The sequence below is a fragment of the Serratia sp. Ser99 genome (genome assembly GCF_024519545.1).
Classification (GTDB): Bacteria; Pseudomonadota; Gammaproteobacteria; order Enterobacterales; family Enterobacteriaceae; genus Serratia; species Serratia liquefaciens.
In genome coordinates, this window is sequence record NZ_JALJRT010000001.1 from 51,690 (window position 1) to 77,918 (window position 26,229).

Below are 26,229 nucleotides of genomic sequence, written 5' to 3' on the forward strand. Positions count from 1 at the left end.
AACACTGTTAGGTTAGGGGGGATCTGGAGTTTTTCTCTTTATGTCATTTGAAACCCTCGGCTTAAGTGCTGAAATTCTGCGCGCTGTTGAAGAACAGGGCTATCGCGAACCTACGCCAATTCAACGCCAGGCGATTCCTGTCGTATTGGAAGGTCGTGACCTGATGGCCAGCGCCCAGACCGGTACCGGTAAAACCGCTGGCTTTACCCTGCCGCTGTTGCAGCTGCTGAGTAAGCATGACCATCCGGTCAAAGGCCGCCGCCCGGTACGCGCGTTGATCCTGACGCCAACCCGTGAGCTGGCAGCGCAGATCGGCGAAAACGTCGAAGCCTACAGCAAATACCTGCGCCTGCGTTCGCTGGTGGTATTTGGTGGTGTGAGCATCAACCCGCAGATGATGAAACTGCGCGGCGGCGTCGACATTCTGGTGGCAACACCGGGTCGCCTGCTGGATCTGGAACACCAACGCGCCGTTGACCTGTCCAAAGTTGAAATTCTGGTGCTGGACGAAGCCGACCGCATGCTGGATATGGGCTTTATCCATGATATCCGCCGCGTGCTGGCCAAGCTGCCCGCCAAGCGTCAGAACCTGCTGTTCTCTGCGACCTTCTCCGACGATATCAAAGGGCTGGCCAACAAGCTGTTGCACAACCCGGCATCGGTTGAAGTGGCGCGCCGCAATACCGCGTCTGAGCAGATCGAACAAAGCGTGCACTTCGTAGACAAGAAGCGTAAGCGGGAATTGCTGTCCCAGATGATCGGTGAAGGTGACTGGAAGCAGGTGCTGGTGTTCAACCGCACCAAGCACGGTGCTAACCACCTGGCCGAACAGTTGAACAAAGACGGCATCACGGCCGCTGCGATCCACGGCAATAAAAGCCAGGGCGCTCGTACCCGTGCGTTGGCCGATTTTAAAGACGGTAAAATTCGCGTATTGGTTGCTACCGACATCGCGGCGCGTGGTCTGGACATCGATCAGTTGCCACACGTGGTGAACTACGAACTGCCTAACGTACCGGAAGACTACGTACACCGTATCGGTCGTACCGGTCGTGCAGAACGTACCGGTGAGGCTATCTCACTGGTGTGCGTGGATGAACACAAGCTGCTGCGCGATATCGAACGCCTGCTCAAGCGTGAAATCCCACGTATTGCCCTGCCAGGCTACGAGCCGGATCCAAGCATCAAGGCGGAGCCGATCATTAACGGCCGTCAGGGTGGTGGACGTGGTGCGCCGCGCGGCAACGGCGGTGGTCAACGCGCCGGTAACGGTGGCGGCCAGCGCAGTGGCAACGGCGGCCAGCGTGAAAACCGCGGTGGTGGCAGCGCCCGCCCACAGGGTGATGGCAAACCGCGTTCAGGCGCACCTTCGCGTCGTCCGCGCAGCCGTCCGGCCGAGTAAGCTGATACCTGATGATAAAAAAGCCACCGTTTACGGTGGCTTTTTTTTACGTGAAACCCAGATGATCGCGTCAAAGCGAGGGGCAAAAACTCTCAGCGCATTTCGAGTTCCGGCACCACCGACATACCGACCCGCAACCGTGCCAGGTCAGCCTGGTTCGGCTCCAGCAGAATTTTCACCGGCAGGCGTTGCACCACTTTGGTGTAGTTGCCGGTGGCATTATCGGCGCTGATGGCGGCAAAGGTGGCGCCGGTGGCTGGCGCTATGCTGTCGACATGACCGCGCAGCGTTACGCCGGGCAGCGCATCTACGCGGATCGATACCGGTTGGCCGGCGGAGACATTGGCCAACTGGGTTTCCAGGAAGTTGGCGACAACATAGCTCTGCTGCAGTGGCACTACCGCCAGCAACCTCGTCCCGGCAGAGACCCAGGCCCCTTCGCGTACCGCTCGCTGGCCCACGGTGCCGGCAATGGGCGCGATGATTTGCGTATAAGAAAGATTGAGGCGTGCCTGGTCAACGCTGGCCTGTGAGGCGGCAATGTTGGCTTCGGCCTGTTTCCTGCTGGCCTGTAATACCCCGACCTCTTTGCGTGCAGAGACCACGCCAGCCTGGTTTTGCTTCAGCTGTGCCGCGGCGGTTTGCATCGCGGAGGCGGACTTTTGCTGTTCATCGGCGGTTGCGGTACCGGTTTTTAGCAGTCGGCGATAGCGGTCGGCATTTTGCCCCGCGTAGTTGAGCGTGGCCTGGCTGGCGCTGACGCCGGCTTCCTGTTGGGCAATATTGGCCTGTTGTTGATCCAGCTGCGCTTGAATACTGGCCAGCTTGGCCTGGCTAATTTGCAGATTGGCCTCCGCCGTTTCCAGCGCCACGCGATAGTCGCGGTCGTCGATAGTGGCCAATACTTCGCCGGGTTTAACCTGCTGGTTATCGGTTACGTTAACGCTGCGGATGTAGCCGGAAACCTTGGGCGCCACCAGTGTGTAATCGGCCGTCACCACCGCGTCGTCGGTACGAAAATGGTGGCGGGTAAGCGATGAATAGACAAAGAAAGCGATGGCCAGCAGGATGACCAGCAGCAGCGCCAGAGTTAAGGTTCGTTTTGCAGGAGTGAAGCTCATGGTTATGATCCTGATGTTTTTGGAACTAAAGGTAAAAGGGTTTGCGGCGGGTAGACGCGGGTCGGTAGCCAGGCAGTCAACAGCACCAGCAGCAGGGCACAGCAGATAATCAGCAGATAGGCATCACTGATGCTGAGGATCATCGCCTGATGTTTCACCAGCGTTGAAAAATGCCCGAGGTTTTCCGCAGAACTGACCGATCCGTCCGGCAATAACGGCATGGCGCCGCTAGCTTGTTCTGAGTTCTCTGCGGTCATAAGCCATGGGCTATTGCCCAGTCGATCCACCAGCACCTGAGAGTGGAACTTCTCCCGGTGACTCATGAAATTCTCCACCAGACTCCCCGCCGCCACGGTCGAGAAGCCGCGTACGGTGTTAAACATCGCCGAGGCGAAAGGCCCCTCGGGTGCCAGCACGACGCTGGTGGAGGTCATCAGGACCGGCAAAATCATCATCGGTTGCCCAAACGCCAGCAGGCTCTGGATCAGCCAGAAGTTTTGCCGTGCCCAATCATCGGTTAATTGCATACCCAGCAAGCAAGCGCTGACGATGAGGCCCGCGCCGGCGGCGAGCATCCAGCGACAGTCAATCCAACGGAAATTCAGCAGGGTAGCGACGAGTGGCGCTATCACTAACTGCGGTAAGCCAATGGTCAGCGCCAGTGGCGCGAATTGTGCGGTGCGGAAACCTTCAACCTGCGAGAAATAGAATGAAGGAAGCAGTGAGCCGGACAGCCCCAGTATCAGTACGCCTGCCAGCGTCAATAGACTATGAGACAGGTTTATCCGCTTTAGCATTTGCAGCTTGAACAGGGGGAGCGGGTGATACCATTCGTTGATTAAAAACGTCACCAGCAATGCGATGGATACCGGCAGCATCAGGCAAATCAACGGCGAATTAAACCAGTCGAGCCGCTCTCCCTGCGTTAGCGACAGGATCAACAATGCAATGCCACTGCAACCGGTCAGCATGCCGAACAGATCAATCTGGTGTAAACGTTCAAGGCGTAATGGATCCTGCGGTAACCCCCATCCCATCAATAAAGAAGCGATAACACACAGTGGGATAGCCTGCCAGAAGACAAACTGCCAGCCCAGATGATCGGTCCACAGCGCCGCCAGCGGCGCCGCGACGTTGGGACCAAAGGTGGCGGTGAGCGCGTAGGCGGCCAAACCATAAAGTTTGATACCCGGCGGCAGGAAACGCAGCGCGACCGTCATCAGCAGCGGCGGCAGGGCACCGCCAAACAGCCCTTGAACGATTCGTAGCGCAATAAACAGCGTGGGATCAGAGATTAAGGGTTGGAGTACGCCGACCGCAGCAAATCCGCTGACCATCACCAGGGCAAAGCGCCGCAGTGAGAACGTCACGGCAAACCAGGGCGCGACCATCATCGCTGCCACCTCCGCAGCCTGATAAGACGAGGTGATCCAACTAGCTTCGTCATAGCCAATGCCGATAGCCGCACGAATATCCGCCAACGCCAGATCGCTTAACCGGTCATTCAGCCCCGAAGTCAGGGCAGCAATCAGTACCCCCACCAGGCCTAATGCCAGGCGCAGGGTGAAAGGATGCGGTGCAGCGGCAGGCGCAGGCTGAACATTCATAGTGTGACTCCGGTAACGAAACTAACGATGCACTGTATTGCATGGTGGTACAATGTGATGCATGCTACATTGTGGTTCGCTGTATTGCAATGTGGTACATCGTGTCTGGGGGAATAAAAAAATGTTACAGTGTGGGCCAAAAGTCAGGGAGAGAGCCTCAATGTCTGAACCTACAACCTACTGTGATGATGAAAGGGCCGGTGGCATTCAGGTCATTACCCGTGCAGCGAAAATCCTTGATGCCCTGGGTGAAAAACCGAACGGCATGAGCCTGGGGGAAATCGCTGCGGCGGTCGATCTGCCGCGCTCCACCGTGCAGCGTATTGTCAATGCGTTGGATTCTGTACAACTGGTGCGTGGCGGAGCCGGAGGCGTACGCCTGGGGCCGTCGCTGTTGCGGCTGATTGCCAGCGTACATACTGAAATGGTGGCAATTGCCACCCCCTGGTTGCAGGCATTGAGCGATGCTACCGGTGAGACGGTATCTCTGGGACGAGCCAGCGGGCTGCAGTTGGCTGTGGTGCACTACATCGTGGCGGATCGGGAACTGCGAGTCGTACCGCGCATCGGCATGAATTTGCCGCTGTACAGCACCTCCGGCGGGCGCGCGCTACTGGCGTTGAACAGCGATGATGCGGCGCGGGATCTGTTGGGTGAAGCCTATCAGGCGGTGACTGACTTGACGGTACGTGATTTTGCCGGGCTGATGGATCGCTTGGCTGACATACGCCGTACCGGGCTGGCTTACGACCGGGAAGAAACGCTGGAAGGCGTCTCCACCATGGCGGTGGCTATCGACACTATCCTCGGGCGCTTCTCCATCAGCCTGTTAGTGCCCAGCAGTCGCTTGATCAAAAACGAAGCTCGCTATCGTGAGGAGATCCTCAAATGCAAAGAGGCGCTGATCGATGAGATTGGTAAAGGCACATCGCGAGATTGACGGGAGAAGACGATGAAAACGCTGTTGGTCGCAGTTGATAATTCCGCCACCGCTCGTAAAGTTATTTCACTGGCTGCTGAACAGGGGTTGGCCCAACGGGCAACGGTAGTGGTGCTATGCTGTGTGGACCTCAGCTATTCCACGACGGGCCCCTATGAGATTGCCGTCGGTGAAGATCCGGCGGATTTTGGCTGCGCACAGGATGAACAAGGCGCAGCGGCAGCCGTAGTGCGTCAGGCGCTGAGTGAATTGAAAGATGCCGGTGTCAGCGCGCGTGGCAAGGTAGTGCCCGGTGAACCGGCGGAAACCATAGTGGCTCAGGCTAAAGAGCTGAATGCCGGCATGATTATTATGGGCCGCAGGCATCTTTCACCCTTTAACCGTTTGTTGAGAGGCTCGCACAGCGCTTTGGTAATAGAAAACGCCGACTGCCCGGTGTTGATCGACGTACGCGCTGATTGACTGTCTCTGCTTCCCGGAGCCGAAGATGAAATTGAAGTGTGCAATTCTTGATGATTATCAGCAGGTGGCGCTTGGCATGGCGGACTGGTCGGCTATTGCCGATCGGGTAGAAGTATTCGCCATGAGCCAGCATTTTACCGACGAAGCGGAGTTGGCCGTGCACCTGCAGGATTGCGACATTCTGGTGATCATGCGCGAGCGCACGCCAATCACGGCCTCGCTGTTGGTGCGTTTGCCTAAGTTGAAGCTGGTGATCACCTCGGGTATGCGCAATGCGTCTGTTGATCTGGCCGCGGCGGCGCAACGTGGCGTTGTGGTCTGCGGTACCGCCAGCGGTTCGGCCGCGCCGATGGAGCTGACCTGGGCGCTGTTGCTTGGGCTGGCGAAGCATATCGTGCCGGAAAACGCCGGGCTGCGTAATAACGGCCCCTGGCAGCAGGCGCTGGGCGTGACGCTGCAAGGGAAAACGTTGGGGCTGATGGGCCTGGGCAAGATTGGCAGTCAGATGGCGGTGGTCGCGCAGGCCTTTGGCATGCGTGTGGTGGCCTGGAGCCAAAATCTGACGGCGGAAAAAGCCGCGCAGCAGGGGGTTCACCTGGTGGAATCTAAACAGGCGCTGTTTGAACAAAGCGATTTTGTTTCCGTCCATCTGGTGCTGAGTGAACGCACTCGCGGGCTGGTGGGCCAGCAGGAGCTGCAGGCAATGAAAAAAACCGCTTACCTGATCAACACCTCACGTGCGGCCATTGTCGACCGCGCTGCGTTGATTGACGCCTTGCAGAACCAGCGGATAGCCGGGGCCGGGCTGGATGTGTTCGAAGTCGAGCCTCTGCCGCTCGACGATATCTTCCGCCGTCTGCCCAATGTGTTGGCGACGCCGCATCTGGGCTACGTGGCGGATGATAACTATGGCATTTATTTCCGCGAAGCGATCGAAGACATCGTGGCGTTTCTCGCCAATGAACCGATACGCCGTTTGAGCTAGCCGGCTTTTATTCCCCTGGATGCTTGTCTGATGCGGGTATTCGCCCGTATCATTGCGCGTCTTTTTTAGCAGGGGTAATCATGCGCGTATTATTGGCTCCGATGGAGGGCGTTCTCGATTCTTTGGTGCGTGAGTTACTCACCGAAGTGAACGACTACGACCTGTGCATCACCGAATTTCTGCGCGTGGTCGATCAGCTGTTACCCGCCAAATCTTTCTATCGCCTGTGCCCCGAACTGCATCATGCCAGCCGCACGCCGTCCGGCACCCTGGTGCGCATCCAATTGCTGGGCCAATATCCGCAGTGGCTGGCGGAAAACGCCGCCCGTGCGGTTGAACTCGGGTCCTATGGCGTCGATCTCAACTGCGGCTGCCCGTCCAAGCTGGTCAACGGCAGCGGCGGTGGCGCGACGCTGCTGAAAGATCCGGAGCTGATTTATCAGGGGGCCAAAGCGATGCGTGCGGCGGTGCCGGATCATTTGCCGGTCACGGTAAAAGTCCGGTTAGGTTGGGACAGCGACAGCCGCAGTTTCGAAATTGCCGACGCGGTCCAGCAGGCGGGCGCCACCGAACTGGCGGTGCATGGCCGCACCAAAGAGGACGGCTACAAGGCGGAACGCATCAACTGGGCGGCGATTGGCGAGATCCGCAAGCGGCTGACCATTCCGGTGATCGCCAACGGCGAAATCTGGGACTGGCAAAGTGCGCAAGATTGCCTGCAAACCACCGGCTGTGATGCGGTGATGCTGGGGCGCGGCGCGCTTAACGTGCCGAACCTGAGCCGGGTAGTGAAGTATAATGAACCGCGCATGCCCTGGCCGCAGGTGGTGCAGCTGCTGCAAAAATATGTTCAGCTGGAAAAGCAGGGCGATACCGGCCTTTATCACGTGGCGCGCATCAAGCAGTGGCTGGGTTATTTACGCAAGGAATATGACGAGGCGACCGAGCTGTTCGGCGAAGTGCGCACCTTGAATAATTCAAAAGATATCGCCCGGGTAATTTGCCGCTCGGAATAACAAAAACCCGCCTAAGGCGGGTTAGCATAAATTCGTATTATCAGGACTCACTGTCGAGACGATTTATTTCTATCTCGATATCCTGAATGGTTTTTTCCAACCCTTCAAGGCAGGCGCCCTGTTTATTCAGCAGGTCGCCAATCGCCCCAGCGAATTCCTTATGTTTATATTCGCCTTGGTCGAAAGCCAGCCATTGCGCAGACAGCGTCTCGGTATTGGATTGTGCATAGTGTCTCATTTCCTTCAGCTGAGAAACCACATCACGTAAATTATCAATCTGCGTTTTGCTGTTTTCATTGTCACTCATGCATAGCTCCTTGGGGTACGTCGTTTAAATAATTGCGACTGCCAGATAAAGACTACCCTATCTGGAAAAATATATCAGTGCTATGAGCTGCCATGACTGATTATCGTGGGATACATATCGTTAAAATTGCTTTATAAACAAAATAATATGCCAATTGTAAAATTTTATAAATTATCATTATTAAATCGTTTTTATAGGTGTTAATTAAATTGTCAATAGTCTGTGTCTTATATTTTGATGGCGGAAGGAAAGCGTAAATATTTAATTTTTGTAGCGCTATAAAATAGAAGGAATATTCCCCTATTGAAAGGGGCGTTATTTCCCTGCTGGCGGCTTAGCCCTTTTTATACTGCGCCACCGGGCCATGCCATAGCTAATTCAGAGCGTCAGTTGTCCAGATCAATCCCAAAATAGCGCATCAGCGCTTCACGGCGCTCCTGTTCCGAATGCAACGTCGACTCCCGACGGTGGTGATCTTCGGTGATAATCAGCTTGTTCTCACTGATCGTCACGCGGCCATTTTCTGTGGCGTGGGAACACACCAGTTTTTGGGTGAAGTGCGACTGCGGTGAAGTGCTGTGGTATTCACACATGTCAGCAAACTCGTTGAGCTCGCGTTTTTGCAGGGTAAAGCGGTACAGGGTTTTGGCGTGCGAGCGATTGTCGCCATTGCGGCGTTCCAGATAGTAGGTCTCGCCTTCCTGTTCCAAATGGAAGGTGCCGCTGGTCTGCGGCTGTTGTTCGGTGGTGGTTATCTTTAAGGGCGTCAGGAAGGAGTCACCAAACCCCACGTCCACCAGATACGGCTGATCCAGCTCTACCATCAGCGCCATATGATCGAAGGGCGCGCCGAAGCTGCCGTCGCGGGCGCGGATCTCGCCGGAAATAAAATTCACCTTGAAACCGATGTCTTTCAGCAGCAGGGCGAACAGCCGGTTCAGCTCATAGCAAAAACCGCCGCGGTTGCGTTCGACAATTTTATTGAACAGCGCCTGTTCTTCCAGATCAATGCCCTGATGGTAAATAATGCTCAGGTTCTCAAAGGGCACGCTCAGCATATGGCAGCGGTGTAATTGCTGCAGCGTCAGGAGGTCTGGTTGGGGGATGCCTGCGAATCCAATATGTTGCAGGTAGCGTTGTCTGTCCACGGTTTGTCTCGCAGCAAAAAATTTGATTATATCTTTCATACTTCAAGCTGCCTCTTTGTTGACTTCCTGCGCTTACCCAGTCACGTACTGTTTGTACGCTCCCGGAGATGCGCTTAGTTGTCGCCGCGATGCAACTCGAATTATTTTGGATATATAAAATAGATGGATTTTTCGCATCTGTGGGAGCAATAAGTGCTGCGTCAGAACGCCGGGGGTTTACCGGCCGCCTGTAGCAGCAGATTCACCCAGCGGCGGGTGGTAGTGCTGACGAACGCGCTGTCCGCCCAGCACAGGCGATATTGATAGGCTGCGGGTAGTTGTTGGTTTTCGCCAAACACCCGAGCCAGCTTGCCGGCAGCCAGGGCGTCCTGAGCGACCGCCAGGCTACCGAGTACCACGCCGTTGCCGTCGATGGCTTCTTGCAGCGCATGCCCGACGCTGTTAAAGGTGATTATACCGCGTGGCGCGGTGGTGCCTTCGCCAAAGGCGGCAAACCAGTCCTGCCAACCGGCAACGCCGAGCTTATGCCCGTCTTTCCACGGCGAATGGATCAGCTGCAACGATGCCAAGTTAGCGGCGGTGATCGGCGCTGAATAGGCGGCGAGAAAGCTTGGGCTTGCCAGCGGGGCGAAGGCATCGGCGAGGAGTTCGTGCGAGTGTGGCGGCGGGTTGTCCGTGGGGCTATAGCGGATAGCAATGTCGGCTTCACCACTGGCCAGATCGCGTAAGCTTTCGTTGGCATCCAACACCAGCGAAACATCGGGATCGGCACGGCGTAACGCCGGCAAACGTGCCGCCAGCCAATGGCTGGCGATCCCCAGGGTACAGGTCAGTTTCAGCGTTTGCTGCTGCTCCGGCCGGGCGCGGTCACTGGCTTTTTGCAGCAGCGTCAGCGCGCGAGTGACATCAATCGCCAGCCTTTTTCCGGTCTCGTTAAGCGCTACCGCATTGCCCTTGCGGTGAAACAGTTCCACCCCCAGCTCGTTCTCCAGATGACGTATCTGGCGGCTGACCGCACCCAGCGTCACGTTCAACTCTTCCGCCGCTTCGGTAAAACTGGCGCAGCGGGAAGCAACCTCGAAGGTATGCAAGGCTTTCAGCGACGGCAGACGAGGTTGAGCGTTCAGCTTGAGTTTCATTCAACCATATTGCCAATCTATCGATGTTCCACAAGCGATTTTTTGCTTACTTTTGGGGCAACAATCGGACGGGAGTATCGCGTGGACGTAATGTTGGGGCTGGCCGCCGCGCTGTGCTGGGGCAGCACGGATTTTTTGATTGGCATTAACGCCCGAGCGGTGGGGGTGCGCAGGGCGGTATTTTTCTCGCAGGCGATCGGCTTTGTGATTTTTAGCGCGTGGTTATGGGCCACTGCTGCCCCTTGGTTAGAAGCTTCAGCTTCCATTTGGGGGCTGGCGTTGCTGGCCGCTTGCCTGACAGTGGGGGGAACGCTTGCGCTGTCGCAGGCCTTTGCCATTGGCAAGGCGGCGATGGTGGCGCCGCTGGTTACCAGCTACGGGGCGGTCACTACGCTGTTATCGTGGATCAGCGGTGAACGGCTGGGAGCTTTGACCCTGGCAGGGCTGGCGGTGTGTCTGCTGGGCGTCATGTTGACTGCCGTGAGCCCGGGTCGTCAGCCGGGCAGATCGCGCTCGACTTTGCCCGCAGTGACCTTTGCGCTGATCGCCGCCTTTTGTTATGGCACCGGTTTCTGGTTACAAGGGAAATACACGCTGCCGGTGCTGGGGCCGAGCCTTAGCCTGTGGCTTGGTTATACGGTAGGGCTGACGGCTCTGCTAACGCTGAATACTGACCGACGCGCATTGATGGCCCGGCCCAGTTGGCGGCAGGGTGGAGTGCTGTTGCTGGCCAGTCTGCTGAGTCTGGCGGGCTTTAGCGCATTTGCCATGGGGGCCGGTAGCGGATCGCTGGCGATTGTGACGGTGCTGAGCACCCTGTCTGGCGGCATTGCCGCACTGCTCGGCGCGTTGTTACTGCGCGAGCGGCTATCTGCCTTGCAGTGGGCAGGCGTGCTGACGGTACTGGCTGGCGCCCTGGTGCTGCATATGAAGTGACCTAACCCATAACCAGCAGCGTTTTAATTTGGGCCGTTGTTTGCATTGATGATCTGAGCGGGCGATATTCATTCCAACCCTGAATTTCGCCCGGTTTTACTGCGTGGCCTGCTATTTTTCGCAAAAACGCGTGGGTCGATAACGCTCGGGGATTTCCCGGTTTTTACCGTCGATCAGTTCTTCACTGACCCACCTTCCAACCGTGGCGGCGCAGGTTACCGCCGGATGCATCACGGCCACATAAAGCCCAGTAACCTCACCGATAAACCCCATGACGGGGCATTTGTCCTCGGGTACGGGTCGTTGTCCCACCGATTGGCTGAGCAGGCGTGCGGATCCTGTCCCTTTCAACCTTTTGGCTATTGCCGCCAAGGTGTCGGAAGCCATCTCATCAGCACCACCAACGGCCGGATAATCTTCAGCGGCCAGGATATCGCCGTTGCGGGCATGGCGAACTTCTATATCATCCCCTGAAATGAGGGTATTGATGACGTGGTCCGGCGTGCTGTAGCGCAGCAAAATTGCCGGCGAAGCTTTAATCGGAAGTGAGATGCCAATGGCGTTTAGCAAAGGGGAAATACCCGTTCCGCAGGCCAGCACGACACAATCTGCGTTGAACGTTCCCTGCAGGGTGTCAACGCCGGTAATGGCATTGCCTTCCCTGACGAGTCCGGTGACCGGCGTCTGGGTTTTTAATACAGCGCCGAGGCGGCAAGCCGTATCCAGCAAGGCGTGGGTGGCGTCGATCGGGTCAACGGCGCCATCCTGTTTTGCATAATAAGCCTGTGGAGGCGGATTATTCATCGCGGGTTCAAGCTGGGAGATCACGGATTGCTCAAGCATTTTTTCATGGGCCTGAGCCGCCAATGAATCGCTGTCGTAACTCAGTGCGCCGGCCCAATGCAGCCAAAGCTCCGGCACTTCTTTCTCCAGCCGATGCCAGTCGGCCACGGACGTACGGCGGAGCAGGACATCGGGCGCATCATCACTCACCGTGCTGTGGATCCAGCCGAAAGAGCTGCCGGTGGCACCTGATGCCGGGTGGTGTTGGTCAATGACGGTGACCTTCACACCACGGCGAGCCAAATGATAAGCGATGGTCGCGCCGATAATGCCTGCGCCCACAATAAGAATATGCCTGTCAGAGAGATCCATACCCACGTTCTACCTCGCATGTACCGGGCACAAACTATCCCATAAATTAACGGTTTCATGCAGATAAATGTGCTTTGCTCCGCGAAGCCTACCAACCTCAACCTGCGTGCTGAGTGCGTCTGATATAGGTCCAGGGGTTCAGCGAACGCAGATGCATTTGCAATACCGCGCCACGGCGGAAGAAGTAGTTAAGCAGGGTCAGTGACAACAGCTCTGTCAGCAGGGTGCTATAAGCGGCGCCCATCATGCCGTACTGGCGGATCAGAAAGTACGACAGCGGAATGTTGATGATAAACACCAGAAACATCTTCTTCGACAGGAAGCCATAGCCGGAGAAGAGCACAATGTATTTGTAGGCTACGGTGCCCAACGCGGAAAGCAGCGTTGAAACCGCCAAGACGCCCATCGCCGGATAGGCTGCCAAATATTGCTCCCCGTACAGCAACACGATGACCGGTTTGCCAAGCAAAACGATACCGGCCACGATGGCGGCGGCGATGGCCAGCACCAGCCCATTCAGTTTGGCGGCGGTGCGCATTGCGTCATCGCGGTGATAGGCGAAGATTTTGGCGAAAAACGAGGTGATCACCGCATCGGTAACAAACATCCAGGCGGTTGCCAGGGTGATGGCAACCGAGTAAATGCCCAGCGCTTGCGCCGAGACGAACCACATCAGGAACAGCTGCGCCAGCCGGGTATAAATGGCAATGGAGACATTGGATACTGCCAGTGGCAGGCCGCTGGCGAGCAAATAGCGCACATATTTACGCCGTACGCGTTTTGGCGCGACAAAGCGCGGATAACGGCGGTGGTAGATATGGTGGCGAATCAGATAGGGGATCAGGTAAACCATCACGATCGGGATTGCCAGGAAATACAGGTGCAGATCAAGATAAACAATCAGATAACGCACCAGCAGTGCGCTGCCCAACCCGGCTACGTTAGCCAGCGTATTGAAGCGTGATTCCAGCCGGGCGTCGTGATAAATGGTGAACACGTCTCTGAGCGAGAAGAAGCTGGCGATAAAGGTGGCGGCGCAAAAATAGAAGGTAATGAAATCTTCACGCAACCCGGTGTAAATCAATATTGCCGCAGAGAGCAGCACAAAGCAGCCCTGTCGCAGCCGATTGGTGGAGAACATCAGGGCGGTTCCGGAACCTGGGTTGCGGCTAATCCGCTTGAACAGCACGGTATCGGAGCCCAGCAGCGCCAGCGTTTGGGTAATGGCGAAAATAGCGGTAGCGAAGGTGATCTTGCCGAAGCTTTCCGGGCCAATGTATTTCGCCATATAGGCGGTAATGAAAATGACCCCCAGAATAGAGACCATTTTTTCGGATATCATCCAAAACGCATTTCTCACAATATTGATATCTATGAATTTTAATTTCATTGGTACTTTCCCTGTCGCCTCTAATAATAGGAATCGTCCGATTATTCCCTTACCCATTGTAAGGGATGCCCCGCAGGGTTTTATAATTGAGATGCAATAATCGGAATGTGAGAAGCATTCCTGCGTATGCTATGTTCATGGAAGAAAGAGAAGAATGAGAAAACTCGCAAAACGACTCTATCGGGCCGCACCCGATTTTATCTATTACCAAGTTAGCCATTATCTTGCCCACGGCTCTTGGGTTAGCTTCAAAAACCCGAAAACATTTTCAGAGAAGATTTATCAGCGCATGCGCTACCCGCATAATGATTTCAGTATGTTAGCGGATAAGGTGGCGGTCAGAGAGTATATTTCTCAGCGGGTTTCAGATAAATACCTAACGCCCATTATCATGATTACCGATAATTTTAGCGAACGGGACTACCTGGCCTTGCCACAATCATTTGTTATCAAAACCAATAATGCCTCTCAGCAGGTCAAGATAGTTAAAGATAAAAGTAAGGTCACCTATCAGGATATTACGAAAATTCTTAGCGAATGGTCTGGAATAACCTATTGGAAAAGATTTCGAGAAAAACACTACGCTAATATTCCGCAGAAAATTATTGTTGAGGAGCTGCTGGATATTGAATGCGACGGTGAGCTGATAGATTACAAAGTGCACGTGTTTAACGGCAAATACTCTTATTTATTCGTTGAGTTGTTACGTGGCGGGCCAGAGCCGACTTCGCTGGAGTTTTTGGACGAATATGCCCACCATTGTTTTTTCACCCAGGGTGACATTCCGCAGATCAATACGCTGAACCAGAAACCGGCGTTTTGGGATGAAATGATCCAGGTGGCGAAAGCGGTCTCGGCAGATCTGGATTATTGCCGCGTCGATTTTTATCTCACTCGCGACCAGATCTACATTGGTGAACTGACGCTCACGCCTGGCGCAGGCAACGAAGTTTATCTGCCGCGCGCGACGAATCTGCTGCTGGGCGAGATGATGTCCAAAGACGGGTAAACATTGCGACGCCGCTTACCGCGCGCTGTCCGCCGGTGCGATGCTTTGCAGCCACGCCAGAAATTCGGCGGCTTTGGGTTTGTCCAGCGCGCGTTGCGGGTAGACCACATAGTAAGGCTTGCTCAGCGGTAGCGTCGGTTCTGCCAGCGGCACCAGGGTTCCCTGAGCCAGTTCACGCTGGATCAGCTGCTGCTGGCCGAGTAAAACGCCGTGGCCCTCAACCGCGGCGTCAATCGCCAGCGAGGTCAGATTATAAGTCAGGCCGCGCCGCTGCGGCGGTGGTAACCCGGCGGCGCTGAACCACTCATGCCAGCCCGGCAGAAACTGGCTCTCCTTTCCCCAATCCACCTGAATCAGCGGCTGTTGAGTCCAGTCGCCGATCCTCTGTAACTGCGGGCTACACACCGGCTGCACGCAGTCCTGAAACAGCCGCACTTTTTCCATCAATGGATAGTCCTGATCGCCAAAGCTCAGGGCAAAATCCGCCGTTGAAGCGGCAAAATCGACCTCGGCGTGGGTGGCGTGCAGGCGAATATCCATCTGCGGATGCTGATTCAGCCACTTGCCGATGGCCGGGTTCAGCCATTTTGACGCCAGGGCCGGCAAGGCAAAAATCGTCAATGCCTCTTGGCCCCGTTGGCGATCGACATGCTGTTGCGCCACGCGCAGCGTTTCAAACGCCTGCTGCACGTAGGCCAGATAATCCGCCCCTTGTTCAGTCAGCGTCACGCCGCTTTTGGCGCGAATGAACAGTGTGATACCCAGATGCTGCTCGAGCTGGCGGATCTGCTGGCTGACGGCGGCGGCGGTCAGCGCCAGGCTGTCTGCCGCTCTGGCCAGGCTGCCGGTACGGGCAGCGGTTTCAAACGCCAGAATGGCGCTCAGTTTGGGCAGGCGGCTGCGGGAAGGTGCGTTCATGGTGGCTATCGCTAAGAATTGGTTAGCTCATCCTTAACGCATTTTTGTTATTACGGCAATCCGACATTCGCTACAGTGAGGTTATCCGGCCCTTATGCCCTCAGGAGTTCAGCATGCAGCAACTTGCTCATATCATTGATTTATCCGCCAACCCGATTGGCGATGCTGCCTTTCAAGCCCGTTGCCGGGCGACGCTGGATGCGGCAGGGGCGCTGGTGCTACCCGGCTTTTTGACCGCCGCGGCGCTGGCGACGGTGCGTTTGGAGGGGGCAGAGCACAGCCCTGCGGCGTTTTATGCCGCCAGCAAGCACAATGTCTACCTGAAGCCGCAGGACGACGCCTTGCCGGCCGATCACCCACGCAACCGGCTGGTGGTTTCTTCCAAGGGGTGTATTACCGACGAGGATATCCCGGCGCAGTCGCCGCTGCGTACGCTGTACGATGCGCAATCCTTCCGCGATTTCCTCTGTGCGGTACTGCAAGAACAACAGCTGTATCCTTACGCCGATCGGCTGTCTTCAATCAATCTGCATTATGCCCATCGCGGGCAGGAGCTGGGCTGGCATTTTGACAATTCGTCGTTTGCCATCACGCTGCTGATCCAGAAACCGCGCGCCGGTGGGCAATTCGAGTACGTGGAAAACCTGCGGGATGCCGATCGTGGGGAGATGAATTACGCTGGCGTGTCGCAGGTATTGGACGGCGAACGGGCGGTTAAGACCTTGGCGATCGAAGAGGGGGATTTGGTGCTGTTCCGGGGACGCAATGCCATGCACCGCGTCACGCCAACCGAAGGCGATACCACCCGCATGCTGGTGGTGCTGGCCTACAATGCCCAGCCGGATATCGCGCTGTCGGAGAGCGCCAGAATGACCTTTTACGGCCGACTCTAAGAATAAAAAATTCAGGGGGCTGACAAGCCCGCATAAGGGTTAACCGATAGGGGGCGAACATGTTCGACCCGATTTAACCGATTGATTATGCGGTAGGGCGCGGCATGCAGCGCCCCTACTACGAATAACTGCCCCGAAAGGGGCAGTTAAGAGACTCAGTGGTGGGCTTCTTCGTGAGCCTGCTGTTCCAGCTTCACTTCCTGAGCCCGCTTGCGCAGGCCGAACCAGCCCAGCGTCAGCAGCACCGCCAGCACCGGAATGGTGGCGATAGTCCAGGTGCCGTTCGGGTAGTCGAACGCCATCATGATGACGACCGCCAGCAGGAATGCCAGCGTTAGCCAAGAGGTGAAGGGCGCGCCGGGCATTCTGAATGATACCGGCTGGGCGCGGCCTTCGCGTACGGCTTTACGCAAACGCATCTGGCACACGATGATAAACGCCCATGAGGCGATAATGCCCAGCGAAGCGATGTTCAGCACGATTTCAAACACCCGCGAAGGCACCAGATAGTTCAGCAAAACGCCAATCACATAGATGCCGCAGGTCACCAGAATACCGGCGTAAGGTACTTGCTGGCTGCTCATTCTAGCCATGAATTTCGGCGCTGACCCGCCCATCGACAGTGAACGCAGGATACGGCCGGTGGAGTACAGGCCGGAGTTGAGGCTGGAAAGTGCTGCGGTCAGCACCACGATATTCATGATGGTGCCGATATAAGGCACGCCCAGCTTGCTGAAGAAGGTAACGAACGGGCTTTGGCCCGCCTGGTAGGCGTTCCACGGCAGCAGCAGCACCAACAGTACCACCGAACCGACGTAGAACAGGCCAATGCGCCAGATCACGCTGTTGATCGCTTTTGGCATCATTTTGGCCGGATCCTTACACTCACCGGCGGCGGTGCCGATCAGCTCAATCCCGGCGAAGGCGAAAATAACACCCTGCACTAACACCAGCGCTGGCAGCAGCCCGTGCGGGAACATGCCGCCGTTTTCGGTAATCAGGTGCAGGCCGGTGGTGTTGCCGGCCACCGGGGTACCGGTGCCGAGGAACACGACCCCCACCACCAGGAACAATGCGATGGCGACGACTTTGATCAGGGCGAACCAGAACTCCATTTCGGCGAACCACTTCACGCCGATCATGTTCATGGTGGCAACCACGCCGAGGGCGCAGAGCGCGAACAGCCATTGCGGGACGTCGGCGAAGGTGCCCCAGTAGTGCATGTACAGCGCCACCGCGGTGATATCGACGATGCCGGTCATCGCCCAGTTGAGGAAATACATCCACCCGGCGACGTAAGAGGCTTTTTCGCCGAGAAACTCACGGGCATAAGACACGAAGCTGCCGCTGGACGGGCGATGCAGAACCAATTCGCCCAATGCGCGCAGAATGAAGAAAGAGAAAATACCGCACACCAGATATACCAACGCCAGTGCCGGGCCGGCCAATTCCAGACGGCCACCGGTACCGAGGAACAAGCCGGTACCGATTGAACCGCCGATAGCGATCATCTGTATTTGTCGATTGCCCATGCTTTTGTGATAACCGGATTCATGGGAGTCTAACCATCGTCTTCTGGCTGCGTGCTTGTCATGCGCAGACTTTTTATTTGATTGCATTATCCGTCCTGTTTACCTGTCTATGGAATTACCCTGCTCTGGCTTCAGAGCAAACGATTGCTATGGACAATCGTTATGAGAATGAGGTCATGGCATCAATCTGCTGTTTATTGTGTATACAAGCCGCCACGAAATAACGGCGAAGCATGCTACCTTTTCTCAGTAAATGTGGCAAAAAATCCTGCGTATAAATCGTGAACAAGTGTGTTTGTTTTTTGTTCTATATATAAAAGAATATATTATTCAATAAGATGGTTGATTTTATCAAGACGGAAATATCGAGGAATAAAAAGTGATTAAAATCACATAATAATAATTACCGTGCAAACTACAGGGAATTTTTCTTATTAATGGGTGAGGTGAAAGGAGGGGATAATAAGACCTCCCAACCTGTGGTGATATTGTCCGCAGGCGGGAGATAATAAACGGAGATATTTGGCCGATTTTTAGGCGGATTCACCGGCCGGCAGAGCCGAAGTCGGCAGGCCGAATACCTTGTCGAACACCCAGTTAAACACAAAGGTGTAGCACGGGATAATCACTATCAGGGCCATATCCAGCAGCAGCGCCTGCCACAGCGTAATTCCCATCCACCAGGCAATCAGCGGGATCAGGTAAACCACTAACGTTAATTGAAAGCCTATGGCGTGCAGAATACGGCGTTTAAGCGTACGGCCGCGTGAGGCCTGGCGACTTTCCCACAGCTCAAACAGCGAGTTGTAGATGAAGTTCCAGGTGACGGCGATAGTGGTAATGATCACCGCCAGCGGCCCGGTGCTGCTGGGGGCGCTGCCGGAAAGCAGCGCCAGCCCGAGCGCTGAGATCGCCATGCCGATAATTTCATAGGCGGTGACATACACCAGTTTGCGTTTAACGCCTTGCATTACTCATCTCCTGACTGATTTCTTGGCTTTGTGGCCGGGTGACCTTTTGCCGTCTGGCGGGTAAGATAACGTCAATCACATTGATAGAAAAAGTCAGGAGCTGTCAGTTTTACTGACAGGAAGGCGCAATGAATTTTTCCAGCGACAATATTGAGCTATTTCTGGCGGTACTGGATCGCGGTTCGTTTTCCGCCGCGGCCCGATCGCTGCGCCGCGTACCTTCGGCGGTGAGTATGGGGATCGCCAATATGGAGGCGGAACTGGGGTTTCAACTGTTTGATCGTTCGCACCGCGAGCCGGTGCCGACCGCGTTGGCATTGGCCCTGGCACCCCATGCGCGACTGATAGCCGAACAGCTTAAGCAGTTGCAGAACCACGCTATCGAACTGTCGCAAGGGCTGGAGAGCACCTTGTCGATTGGCGTTGCCTCGGACATCAACAGCAGCGGCCTGCTGACGGCGATCAACACGCTGGCGGAGCGCTATCCGCTGCTGAATATTGAAGTGCTGACCGCTCCGCAGGATGACGTGGTGCATATGCTGCATCAAGAGCGAGTCGACGTTTGCCTGGCATTTGGCGGACTAAACATCAACAGCCAGGAACAGTTTCACTTCGTCGGCGCGGAATCGCTGGTTGCCATGCTTTCGCCACGGCACCCGGCGTTGCAGGGGGCGCCGGATGAGCTGTTCCTCGAGGATTTGGTCAACGTGCGGCAGATAATGGTGGCCAGCCGTGATTTGCCGATCGCCGATCTGCGGCCGCGGGTGGCGGAATCTTACTGGCGCACCGACAGCCTGCCGATGGCGCTGAACATGGTCGAGGCGGGTTTGGGGTGGGGCAATTTCCCGCTATCGCTGACCGCACCATTGTTAGCTCAGGGGCGGTTGATCAGGCTGAAATTTAAAAACACCAAAAATGAGCTGCGATTGCCGATACACCTTGTCTGGCTGAAAAGCCGACCGTTGGATAAGGCCGCGCGCGAACTGGTGGCCCTGATGCGCGACGCGTCGCAGGCGGAATAATCCCGGCGGCCGTATTGCTTTTGTTTTCATCACTGGGCTACTTTGAACCGTGGCATTTACGAGGGGGCGGAAAGCATGATCAGCGAGACGGCATTATCGGTATTGAGCATTACTGGCGCCATTGCGCTGGGGGCAATGAGTCCGGGCCAAAGCTTTATTCTGGTGGCGCGTACGGCCGTGGCATCGTCGCGCCGCGACGGTATGGCAGTGGCGCTGGGTATGGGCGTCGGGTGCTTTATTTTTGCACTGGTGGCTCTGTTGGGGCTTCAGTCATTGCTGTTGGCATTGCCATGGCTGTACTCCACGCTGAAAGTGCTGGGGGGCGCTTACCTGGTCTACCTGGCGTTCAAAATGCTGCGTGGGGCGAGTCAACCGTTGAACGTGGAGGCCGTCGGCGCGCAGTCTCTGGGCTTTCGCAAGGCCTTTACCACGGGGCTATTGACCCAGTTGAGCAACCCGAACACCGCCATCGTGTTCGGCAGCGTGTTTGCCGCCTTGCTCAGCCATAAAATCTCGCCGCTGATGTACATTATTCTGCCGGTGATCGCCCTGACGGTTGACGTCCTCTGGTATGCCTTCGTGGCCTTTGTGTTGTCATCACCACGTCCGCGTCGCGCCTACCTGCGTTTTAAAGCCTGGTTCGATCGGGTAGGCGGCGGAGTGTTGGCCTTGCTCGGTGTGAAACTGATGCTGAACCGATAAGCTTAATCGGCATGCCGACGGCGCCACCAAAACCGTACTAGCAGAATGGCGGCGATCACCAGCGCGCAGAACAGCACGCTGGTGAGTCTTTTGTCGAAGCCCGAGATAAAGCGGCCGATCGCCTCGCCACCAAAATAGCCCAGCAGCACAAAGATTGTCGCCCACAGGATGGCGCCCAAAATGTTCAGTGGTACAAAGCGCGACGGCGGCAGCTTGCTGGCGCCGATCAGAACCGGGCCGATAATGCGGAAGCCATACATAAAACGTACGCCAATCACGAACAGCATTGGGTGGCGTGCGATCAGCTTTCTGGCGCGTTCGATGCGTTTTTCCTGGCTTTTCATGCGTGAAATGACCCGTCCGCCGAAGCGACGGCCCAGGAAAAACAGCAGTTGATCCCCCAGCGTGCCGCCCAACGCCACCGCCGCAATAACCCAAGGCAGATGTAACAGTCCCTGATGTGCCGCAATGCCGCCCAGCAGCGTGATGGTTTCGCCTTCGGCCAGACAGCCGATAAACAGCGCCCAATAACCGTAGTCCGTAATGTAGTGGGCTAAATCCGCCATTCTGATCCCCTATGTCTTTAACACATAAGGTGAAGTATACGCCCTGTGCGCTAGCCGCGGGCGGCAATCTGCGCCACCAACGCTCGACGTTGCCGCAAACTGTCGGCCATTTGCGCCTGAACCCGGGCCAGGACATGCGCCGGCGCCAGTTCCGGCGTCCCTCCCTGGAAAGGCGGTGCCGGCGCATATTCCAGATACAGTTGGATCATTTGCGCGGTTTCCTCATCGTGCAATTCGGCGATTAATGCCAGGGCGAAATCGATGCCAGCAGTCACGCCGCCGCCGCTGATGACGTTACCGTCACGCTCTACCCGGGCATGACTGGGGAGGGCACCGAACAGCGCCAGGCTTTCGCGCATGCTCCAGTGACAGGCGGCGCGTTTGCCCTGCAGCAAACCGGCAGCGGCCAGGATCAGCGAACCGGTACACACGGAGGTCAGATAGCGGGCATCAAGTCCCAGACGGCGGATCTGGCTCATGAAGGCGTCGTTTTCCAGCGCCTGGGTACAGCCGGCGCCGCCCGGTACGCACAGCACGTCGCAACGCGCGACTTCTTCCAGCTTCTGCAACTGGGTAAAGTGCAATCCTTCGGCGCTGATATCTGCGCCACCGACGGAGGCCACGACAATTTCGGCCCCCGGCATGTGTCGCAAGAACTGCAGTGGCCCGGTAAAGTCCAGCTGGGTGACGCCCTGATAGATCGGAAAAACAATCACTAATGGTTCAGACATGATATTCGCCTCAGTTTTGTCATTTGCTTTGGGTCATAATAGCGGCCCTGTTTTTGGCTGATATGACGGATAACCCTCAAAAAGCGCCATGATGAAAAATATCGGCTTTGTGGTCTTCCCCGGCTTTAATCTGCTCGACTTCGCCGGGCCATTGGCGGCCTTTGATAATTCCAACCAGTTTACGGCGACCCAGGCCTACCGATGTCTGCCGCTCTCGGAGCGGGGCGGCAGCGTGGCGAGCTCTTCGGGTGTGGAAGTGCTCACTCAGCCGTTTGGCGAACATCGCCTTGATACGCTATTGATTGCCGGAGGCAGCGGCAACGTCGTCGCCACCCAGTCGGCGGGGCTATTGGCGTTTCTCCACCGGCAAAGCCGGCAGGCACGGCGCATGGCCAGCGTGTGCACCGGCGCATTTATACTGGCGGCTGCCGGGTTGCTGGACGGCAAGCGCGCGACTACTCATTGGTACCATGCCGCACGGCTGCAACAGAGTTATCCGCGTATCCGCGTCGACAGCAATCGTATTTATATCCGCGACGGTGCGATCTGGACTTCGGCGGGCATCACTGCCGGTATCGATTTGGCGCTGGCGATGGTCGAGGAAGATCTCGGCAGCGCATTGGCGGCCAGCGTTGCGCGGCAACTGGTGGTGTATCACCGCCGTCCGGGCGGGCAGTCGCAGTATTCCTTGCTGCTGGAGCTCAACCCGTCTTCAGATCGCATTCGCAACGCGCTCTCTTATGCTCGCGAACACCTCCATCATACGCTGACGGTGGGCGATCTGGCGGACGCCGCCTGTCTGAGCGAGCGGCAGTTTGGCCGCTTGTTCCGCGCCGAAACCGGCCAGACGCCGGCCAAGGTGATTGAACAATTGCGAGTCGAGGCCGCCAGGGTCAGGATTGAAGAAGGTCACGAAGCGCTGGAGAGCATCGCCCGCGCCGTCGGGTTCAGTGACCCGGAGCGTATGCGGCGGGCCTTCATCCGTCTGTTTGGCCTGTCGCCACAGGCGATAAAGCGCCTGAGCCGCAGCGGTTAAATCATTCTGCCGTGCCCCGGTGGCGCGGCGCAGTAGAGGAGCGACAGATGTATCAGGATTTTGAAAGTGAGCTGAACTGGGCGATGCGCCACATGCCGCGTACCCGGGCGGCCGTTGCTGCACTGCCGGATTTAAGCGGCGTGCGTCTGGCGTGCAATATGCACCTGGATCTGAAAATGGCCCCGCTGGTGGCGGGTCTGTTGGATAAGGGCGCTGCCATCTATCTGACCACCTGCAACCCGACCACGGTGCAGGATGACGTGGTCGCCTGGCTGGAACGCCGTGGGGCACAGGCTCACGCCTGGCGCGACATGAGCGACGCCGATTGGTCGGCATCGTTTGACCGCGCGCTGGCCTGGGGGCCTACCCAGCTGTGCGAAATGGGGGCGGATCTGACTACCCGCCTGCACCAGTCTGCCGACGGCCCGCAGATTATCGCCGGGCTGGAAGCGACAGGTTCCGGCATCAGTCGACTGAACGGTATGGCACCGCGCTATCCTATTTTTAACTGGGACGATTTGCCGGTAAAAGAAGGGCTGCATAACCGTCACATGGTCGGCTTGACCGCCTGGCACACCTTCTTCCAGACCACCCATTTGACGCTGCATGAGAAATGCGTGCTGGTGATTGGCTATGGTTTGGTTGGGCAGGGCGTTGCGGCAGCGGCGAAAGCTTACGGCGGCCAGGTGATCGTGGCGGAAATCGATCCGGCGCGTGCGCTGCAGGCGCGTTATGACGGCTGGGCGGTCGTTGATTTGGCCAGTGCGGTCGGCCAGGCCGATGTAATTGCCACGGCAACCGGGGCAAAAAACGTGCTGTCAGCGCAGCATCTGCAGCAGGCGAAAGACGGGGTGTTCATCCTCAACGTCGGCCATGTAACGGCGGAAATTGACGTCGGTTTCCTGCAGAACCTGCCGCACAGCGAGCCTATGCCGTTTGTAAATGCCTACCAACTTGGCGACAAACAGTTGTACTTGTTGGCCAACGGTTCAATGTTCAACCTGACGGCGGGCTACGGCGACAGCCTGAATGCCTTCGATGTGACGCTGGCGGTGATGGCTGCAGGCATTGGCCATATCGTCGGGGACGGCGCACGCCAGGCCCCTGGGTTGTACCTGTTGCCGCAGTCGGCCTGGCAACCGGCACTGTAACTTTTTCAACGCGGGCGTTCATCCCAGAGCGCTCGCGGTTTGCGCAATTATCTCTCCGACAGAATTTGTCACAAATCGGCTGACATAATCCCAGTGCCAATGGGAGAACCCTCACATATAATTCGGCCAAATAAGACCTTCATCTTCTTCAGTGACAGAGTAATGCATGTGAAAAAACGTGTTTTGGTACTAGCCCTGCTCGCTTTGCAGGCAGGGGCAGGCTTCGCGCCGCGCGCGCTGGCCAGCGAAAATAACGCCGTCACCCGGGCCGCCCAGCCTGAGCTGGCTTCCGGCAGCGCCATGGTGGTGGATATGCAGACCCACAAGGTGATGTATGCCCGCAACCCGGATGAAGTGGTGCCGATCGCCTCCATCACCAAGCTGATGACGGCAATGGTGACGCTGGACGCCCATCTGCCGCTGGATGAAATGCTGTCGGTAGATATTCACCAGACGCCGGAGATGAAAGGGGTCTATTCGCGCGTACGGCTGAACAGTGAGATCAGCCGTAAAGATATGCTGCTGTTGGCGCTGATGTCGTCGGAAAACCGTGCTGCCGCCAGTCTGGCGCATCATTACCCGGGTGGGTACGGTGCATTTATCAAAGCGATGAACGCCAAAGCCAGGGCGCTGGGCATGACCAACACGCGTTATGTGGAACCGACCGGGCTGTCGATCAAAAACGTCTCTACCGCCCGCGACCTGACCAAATTGTTGATCGCTACCAAGCAATATCCGCTGATTGGCCAGCTCAGCACCACCACCGAACGCATGGCGAGCTTCAAGGATCCGAACTATACCCTGCCGTTCCGCAATACCAATCATCTGGTATACAACCCGAAATGGAACATCCAGCTGACCAAAACCGGCTTCACTAACGAAGCGGGACACTGCCTGGCGATGCGCACCATGATCGGCAGTCATTCCGTGTCGCTGGTGGTGCTGGATGCCTTTGGCAAGTATACCCACTTCGCCGATGCCAACCGTCTGCGCAGTTGGATCGAAACCGGTAAGGTGACGCCAATCCCTGCCGCTGCCCGTGACTACCGTCGTCAGAAAGACGCCCGTCTGGCGAAGAACGAAACCGAATAATCGATGCTGTGGCCTGCGGAGCTGTTCGCAGGCCGTTACCGTCCCTCAGGACGCCGGATCACAAAACCCCGCTCCCGATCGCCGTCGAACCCGGCGCGCAGATACAGCTGATGTGCCCCGGTGCGCTGTTGACCGGAGAGCAGCATCACTTTGTAGCAACCTTTCCGCCATGCCAGTTGCAATGCGTATTCAAGCATCGCTAAAGCAATACCTTGTCCGCGATGCGCCTGAGCAGTGACCACGTGCTCAATGATGCCGAAGGGTTGCCCCTGATGCACCAGCCCCGGCACCATCGCCAGCATGCAGGTCGCCACCGGTTGGTCATCGACCACGCTGACCACCAGACGAATCGCCGGGTTGTCGAGCAGGCGTTGCAAAGTACGCTGGGCATTATCCGGGCGCAGTGGCTGATCCTGCGGGCGTAACTCCCTGTACAGCGCCTGCAGGCCGGCAAGATCGCTCAATTGGGCCTGACGGTGGATGACGGTCATATTTCCTCCTTTCAATCGCCGTGAAGGCGTATCCATCCGCTATCATCAATTAATACCATATTGCACGCGAGGGCAGCATCCCATGAGCCACGTTTCTACCTTTGTCATGTTTCAGGGCCAGGCCCAACAGGCGATAGATCTTTATAGCGAACTGTTTGCCGGTTTCCAGGTTCAGCAACTGCTGCATTTTGATGAGCGCGATGGCGGTCCGCGACGGATCAAGCAGGCTACCATCGATTTTGATCGGCATAATCTGGTGTTTATTGACAGCCCGGTCAGCCATGACTTCAGCTTTACCCCGGCGGTCTCGCTTCATGTGAACTTGGCCACCGAGGCGGAGCTTGAAAGGATCTTCGCCCGCTTGGCAGAGGGCGGCGAGGTGCTTATGCCGATTGATGATTATGGTTTCGGCGCGCGCTTCGGATGGTTGAACGACCGCTTTGGCCTGTCCTGGCAACTGAACGTGCCTGCCGGTGATGCCGGCTGAGATACCCGCACCCGCTCTTT

At 56.7% G+C, this 26,229-nt stretch carries 27 protein-coding genes; 14 read left to right on the top strand and 13 right to left on the bottom strand.

Annotation, left to right across the window (positions count from 1 at the left end; all coding sequences use genetic code 11):
• Window positions 1-40: 40 nt before the first annotated feature.
• Window positions 41-1,402 carry an ATP-dependent RNA helicase RhlE gene (gene rhlE / locus NR114_RS00260; RefSeq protein WP_020825734.1) on the top strand — a complete coding sequence of 454 codons (1,362 nt, stop codon included), beginning with the start codon at window positions 41-43 and terminating at the stop codon, window positions 1,400-1,402.
• Between the two features lie 92 nt (window positions 1,403-1,494).
• On the opposite strand, the gene NR114_RS00265 is transcribed toward rhlE, so the two are convergent.
• Both NR114_RS00265 and NR114_RS00270 read right to left on the bottom strand, forming a co-directional pair.
• Complete coding sequence (locus NR114_RS00265; protein ID WP_020825735.1) at window positions 1,495-2,523, bottom strand: HlyD family secretion protein; 1,029 nt, start codon at window positions 2,521-2,523, stop codon at window positions 1,495-1,497.
• 2 nt (window positions 2,524-2,525) lie between these two features.
• Window positions 2,526-4,130: an MFS transporter gene (locus NR114_RS00270; RefSeq protein WP_234529440.1), complete on the bottom strand. Its 1,605-nt coding sequence runs from the start codon at window positions 4,128-4,130 to the stop codon at window positions 2,526-2,528.
• Between the two features lie 160 nt (window positions 4,131-4,290).
• On the opposite strand from NR114_RS00270, the gene NR114_RS00275 reads away from it, so the two are divergent.
• The 4 genes from NR114_RS00275 (at window position 4,291) to dusC (ending at window position 7,533) form a co-directional block, all read left to right on the top strand.
• The gene (locus NR114_RS00275) at window positions 4,291-5,070 is read left to right on the top strand and encodes an IclR family transcriptional regulator (protein WP_122077661.1); all 780 of its coding nucleotides are present in this window, start codon (window positions 4,291-4,293) and stop codon (window positions 5,068-5,070) included.
• 12 nt (window positions 5,071-5,082) lie between these two features.
• A complete protein-coding gene (locus NR114_RS00280) occupies window positions 5,083-5,532 on the top strand; it encodes a universal stress protein (protein ID WP_234529439.1) in 450 nt (149 codons plus the stop codon).
• Between the two features lie 25 nt (window positions 5,533-5,557).
• On the top strand, window positions 5,558-6,517 hold the full coding sequence (locus NR114_RS00285) for a D-2-hydroxyacid dehydrogenase family protein (protein ID WP_234529438.1): 960 nt from the start codon (window positions 5,558-5,560) through the stop codon (window positions 6,515-6,517).
• 80 nt (window positions 6,518-6,597) lie between these two features.
• Window positions 6,598-7,533: a tRNA dihydrouridine(16) synthase DusC gene (dusC, locus tag NR114_RS00290; RefSeq protein ID WP_234529437.1), complete on the top strand. Its 936-nt coding sequence runs from the start codon at window positions 6,598-6,600 to the stop codon at window positions 7,531-7,533.
• A 40-nt stretch (window positions 7,534-7,573) separates the two neighbouring features.
• On the opposite strand, the gene NR114_RS00295 is transcribed toward dusC, so the two are convergent.
• The 3 genes from NR114_RS00295 to NR114_RS00305 all read right to left on the bottom strand — a co-directional run bounded on the left by NR114_RS00295 (window position 7,574) and on the right by NR114_RS00305 (window position 10,127).
• Entirely contained in the window at window positions 7,574-7,840 is a 267-nt protein-coding gene (locus NR114_RS00295; protein ID WP_020825741.1) for a hypothetical protein, read from the bottom strand.
• 386 nt (window positions 7,841-8,226) lie between these two features.
• A complete protein-coding gene (locus NR114_RS00300) occupies window positions 8,227-8,988 on the bottom strand; it encodes an arylamine N-acetyltransferase (RefSeq protein WP_116690977.1) in 762 nt (253 codons plus the stop codon).
• Window positions 8,989-9,188: 200 nt separating this feature from the next.
• A complete protein-coding gene (locus tag NR114_RS00305) occupies window positions 9,189-10,127 on the bottom strand; it encodes a LysR substrate-binding domain-containing protein (RefSeq protein ID WP_116690976.1) in 939 nt (312 codons plus the stop codon).
• A 90-nt stretch (window positions 10,128-10,217) separates the two neighbouring features.
• Between NR114_RS00305 and NR114_RS00310 the strand changes: the two genes are divergently transcribed.
• Entirely contained in the window at window positions 10,218-11,063 is an 846-nt protein-coding gene (locus tag NR114_RS00310; protein ID WP_256814031.1) for a DMT family transporter, read from the top strand.
• Window positions 11,064-11,174: 111 nt separating this feature from the next.
• Here the strand turns inward: NR114_RS00310 and NR114_RS00315 are convergent, their stop codons facing one another.
• Both NR114_RS00315 and NR114_RS00320 read right to left on the bottom strand, forming a co-directional pair.
• Complete coding sequence (locus NR114_RS00315; RefSeq protein ID WP_256813851.1) at window positions 11,175-12,218, bottom strand: FAD-binding oxidoreductase; 1,044 nt, start codon at window positions 12,216-12,218, stop codon at window positions 11,175-11,177.
• A 97-nt stretch (window positions 12,219-12,315) separates the two neighbouring features.
• Window positions 12,316-13,608: an oligosaccharide flippase family protein gene (locus tag NR114_RS00320; RefSeq protein ID WP_116690974.1), complete on the bottom strand. Its 1,293-nt coding sequence runs from the start codon at window positions 13,606-13,608 to the stop codon at window positions 12,316-12,318.
• 154 nt (window positions 13,609-13,762) lie between these two features.
• Between NR114_RS00320 and NR114_RS00325 the strand changes: the two genes are divergently transcribed.
• Window positions 13,763-14,617 carry an ATP-grasp fold amidoligase family protein gene (locus NR114_RS00325; RefSeq protein ID WP_048761268.1) on the top strand — a complete coding sequence of 285 codons (855 nt, stop codon included), beginning with the start codon at window positions 13,763-13,765 and terminating at the stop codon, window positions 14,615-14,617.
• Window positions 14,618-14,632: 15 nt separating this feature from the next.
• Here NR114_RS00325 and NR114_RS00330 read toward each other — a convergent pair whose 3' ends face one another.
• Window positions 14,633-15,535: a LysR substrate-binding domain-containing protein gene (locus NR114_RS00330; RefSeq protein WP_256813852.1), complete on the bottom strand. Its 903-nt coding sequence runs from the start codon at window positions 15,533-15,535 to the stop codon at window positions 14,633-14,635.
• 113 nt (window positions 15,536-15,648) lie between these two features.
• Here NR114_RS00330 and NR114_RS00335 point away from each other — a divergent pair, with 113 nt between their 5' ends.
• Window positions 15,649-16,428: a 2OG-Fe(II) oxygenase gene (locus NR114_RS00335; RefSeq protein WP_046374223.1), complete on the top strand. Its 780-nt coding sequence runs from the start codon at window positions 15,649-15,651 to the stop codon at window positions 16,426-16,428.
• 155 nt (window positions 16,429-16,583) lie between these two features.
• Here NR114_RS00335 and ansP read toward each other — a convergent pair whose 3' ends face one another.
• Together ansP and NR114_RS00345 are read right to left on the bottom strand one after the other, a co-directional pair.
• The gene (gene ansP, locus NR114_RS00340; protein ID WP_041414311.1) at window positions 16,584-18,047 is read right to left on the bottom strand and encodes an L-asparagine permease; all 1,464 of its coding nucleotides are present in this window, start codon (window positions 18,045-18,047) and stop codon (window positions 16,584-16,586) included.
• A gap of 446 nt (window positions 18,048-18,493) precedes the next feature.
• A complete protein-coding gene (locus tag NR114_RS00345; protein ID WP_048761278.1) occupies window positions 18,494-18,931 on the bottom strand; it encodes a PACE efflux transporter in 438 nt (145 codons plus the stop codon).
• Between the two features lie 128 nt (window positions 18,932-19,059).
• Here NR114_RS00345 and NR114_RS00350 point away from each other — a divergent pair, with 128 nt between their 5' ends.
• Together NR114_RS00350 and NR114_RS00355 are read left to right on the top strand one after the other, a co-directional pair.
• Window positions 19,060-19,953, top strand: coding sequence for a LysR family transcriptional regulator (locus NR114_RS00350; RefSeq protein WP_020825752.1), 894 nt, complete (start codon window positions 19,060-19,062; stop codon window positions 19,951-19,953).
• Between the two features lie 75 nt (window positions 19,954-20,028).
• Window positions 20,029-20,655 (top strand): LysE family translocator, encoded by a 627-nt coding sequence (locus NR114_RS00355; protein ID WP_130015935.1) that lies wholly within the window; start codon window positions 20,029-20,031, stop codon window positions 20,653-20,655.
• Window positions 20,656-20,657: 2 nt separating this feature from the next.
• On the opposite strand, the gene NR114_RS00360 is transcribed toward NR114_RS00355, so the two are convergent.
• Window positions 20,658-21,221 carry a DedA family protein gene (locus tag NR114_RS00360; RefSeq protein ID WP_256813853.1) on the bottom strand — a complete coding sequence of 188 codons (564 nt, stop codon included), beginning with the start codon at window positions 21,219-21,221 and terminating at the stop codon, window positions 20,658-20,660.
• A gap of 50 nt (window positions 21,222-21,271) precedes the next feature.
• Window positions 21,272-21,952 carry a DJ-1/PfpI family protein gene (locus NR114_RS00365; protein ID WP_256813854.1) on the bottom strand — a complete coding sequence of 227 codons (681 nt, stop codon included), beginning with the start codon at window positions 21,950-21,952 and terminating at the stop codon, window positions 21,272-21,274.
• A gap of 91 nt (window positions 21,953-22,043) precedes the next feature.
• Here NR114_RS00365 and NR114_RS00370 point away from each other — a divergent pair, with 91 nt between their 5' ends.
• The 3 genes from NR114_RS00370 (at window position 22,044) to pbpG (ending at window position 25,231) form a co-directional block, all read left to right on the top strand.
• Window positions 22,044-22,988 carry a GlxA family transcriptional regulator gene (locus NR114_RS00370; RefSeq protein ID WP_256814032.1) on the top strand — a complete coding sequence of 315 codons (945 nt, stop codon included), beginning with the start codon at window positions 22,044-22,046 and terminating at the stop codon, window positions 22,986-22,988.
• Between the two features lie 47 nt (window positions 22,989-23,035).
• Complete coding sequence (locus NR114_RS00375) at window positions 23,036-24,139, top strand: adenosylhomocysteinase (RefSeq protein WP_256813855.1); 1,104 nt, start codon at window positions 23,036-23,038, stop codon at window positions 24,137-24,139.
• A 162-nt stretch (window positions 24,140-24,301) separates the two neighbouring features.
• Window positions 24,302-25,231: a D-alanyl-D-alanine endopeptidase gene (gene pbpG / locus NR114_RS00380; protein WP_020825758.1), complete on the top strand. Its 930-nt coding sequence runs from the start codon at window positions 24,302-24,304 to the stop codon at window positions 25,229-25,231.
• 35 nt (window positions 25,232-25,266) lie between these two features.
• Here pbpG and NR114_RS00385 read toward each other — a convergent pair whose 3' ends face one another.
• Complete coding sequence (locus NR114_RS00385; protein ID WP_176983696.1) at window positions 25,267-25,722, bottom strand: GNAT family N-acetyltransferase; 456 nt, start codon at window positions 25,720-25,722, stop codon at window positions 25,267-25,269.
• Between the two features lie 82 nt (window positions 25,723-25,804).
• On the opposite strand from NR114_RS00385, the gene NR114_RS00390 reads away from it, so the two are divergent.
• On the top strand, window positions 25,805-26,209 hold the full coding sequence (locus NR114_RS00390; RefSeq protein ID WP_187962492.1) for a VOC family protein: 405 nt from the start codon (window positions 25,805-25,807) through the stop codon (window positions 26,207-26,209).
• Window positions 26,210-26,229 lie beyond the last annotated feature (20 nt).

Coding starts and splice junctions, on each gene's coding strand:
- NR114_RS00385 (WP_176983696.1), bottom strand. CDS start 25,722: ATGACCGTCATCCACCGTCAGGCCCAATTGAGCGATCTTGCCGGCCTG.
- NR114_RS00355 (WP_130015935.1), top strand. CDS start 20,029: ATGATCAGCGAGACGGCATTATCGGTATTGAGCATTACTGGCGCCATT.
- ansP (WP_041414311.1), bottom strand. CDS start 18,047: ATGCAATCAAATAAAAAGTCTGCGCATGACAAGCACGCAGCCAGAAGA.
- NR114_RS00335 (WP_046374223.1), top strand. CDS start 15,649: ATGCAGCAACTTGCTCATATCATTGATTTATCCGCCAACCCGATTGGC.
- NR114_RS00305 (WP_116690976.1), bottom strand. CDS start 10,127: ATGAAACTCAAGCTGAACGCTCAACCTCGTCTGCCGTCGCTGAAAGCC.
- dusC (WP_234529437.1), top strand. CDS start 6,598: ATGCGCGTATTATTGGCTCCGATGGAGGGCGTTCTCGATTCTTTGGTG.
- rhlE (WP_020825734.1), top strand. CDS start 41: ATGTCATTTGAAACCCTCGGCTTAAGTGCTGAAATTCTGCGCGCTGTT.
- NR114_RS00375 (WP_256813855.1), top strand. CDS start 23,036: ATGTATCAGGATTTTGAAAGTGAGCTGAACTGGGCGATGCGCCACATG.
- NR114_RS00370 (WP_256814032.1), top strand. CDS start 22,044: ATGAAAAATATCGGCTTTGTGGTCTTCCCCGGCTTTAATCTGCTCGAC.
- NR114_RS00275 (WP_122077661.1), top strand. CDS start 4,291: ATGTCTGAACCTACAACCTACTGTGATGATGAAAGGGCCGGTGGCATT.
- NR114_RS00310 (WP_256814031.1), top strand. CDS start 10,218: ATGTTGGGGCTGGCCGCCGCGCTGTGCTGGGGCAGCACGGATTTTTTG.
- NR114_RS00265 (WP_020825735.1), bottom strand. CDS start 2,523: ATGAGCTTCACTCCTGCAAAACGAACCTTAACTCTGGCGCTGCTGCTG.
- NR114_RS00330 (WP_256813852.1), bottom strand. CDS start 15,535: ATGAACGCACCTTCCCGCAGCCGCCTGCCCAAACTGAGCGCCATTCTG.
- NR114_RS00345 (WP_048761278.1), bottom strand. CDS start 18,931: ATGCAAGGCGTTAAACGCAAACTGGTGTATGTCACCGCCTATGAAATT.
- NR114_RS00325 (WP_048761268.1), top strand. CDS start 13,763: ATGAGAAAACTCGCAAAACGACTCTATCGGGCCGCACCCGATTTTATC.
- NR114_RS00270 (WP_234529440.1), bottom strand. CDS start 4,130: ATGAATGTTCAGCCTGCGCCTGCCGCTGCACCGCATCCTTTCACCCTG.
- pbpG (WP_020825758.1), top strand. CDS start 24,302: ATGCATGTGAAAAAACGTGTTTTGGTACTAGCCCTGCTCGCTTTGCAG.
- NR114_RS00315 (WP_256813851.1), bottom strand. CDS start 12,218: ATGGATCTCTCTGACAGGCATATTCTTATTGTGGGCGCAGGCATTATC.
- NR114_RS00285 (WP_234529438.1), top strand. CDS start 5,558: ATGAAATTGAAGTGTGCAATTCTTGATGATTATCAGCAGGTGGCGCTT.
- NR114_RS00350 (WP_020825752.1), top strand. CDS start 19,060: ATGAATTTTTCCAGCGACAATATTGAGCTATTTCTGGCGGTACTGGAT.
- NR114_RS00320 (WP_116690974.1), bottom strand. CDS start 13,608: ATGAAATTAAAATTCATAGATATCAATATTGTGAGAAATGCGTTTTGG.
- NR114_RS00365 (WP_256813854.1), bottom strand. CDS start 21,952: ATGTCTGAACCATTAGTGATTGTTTTTCCGATCTATCAGGGCGTCACC.
- NR114_RS00360 (WP_256813853.1), bottom strand. CDS start 21,221: ATGGCGGATTTAGCCCACTACATTACGGACTACGGTTATTGGGCGCTG.
- NR114_RS00295 (WP_020825741.1), bottom strand. CDS start 7,840: ATGAGTGACAATGAAAACAGCAAAACGCAGATTGATAATTTACGTGAT.
- NR114_RS00280 (WP_234529439.1), top strand. CDS start 5,083: ATGAAAACGCTGTTGGTCGCAGTTGATAATTCCGCCACCGCTCGTAAA.
- NR114_RS00390 (WP_187962492.1), top strand. CDS start 25,805: ATGAGCCACGTTTCTACCTTTGTCATGTTTCAGGGCCAGGCCCAACAG.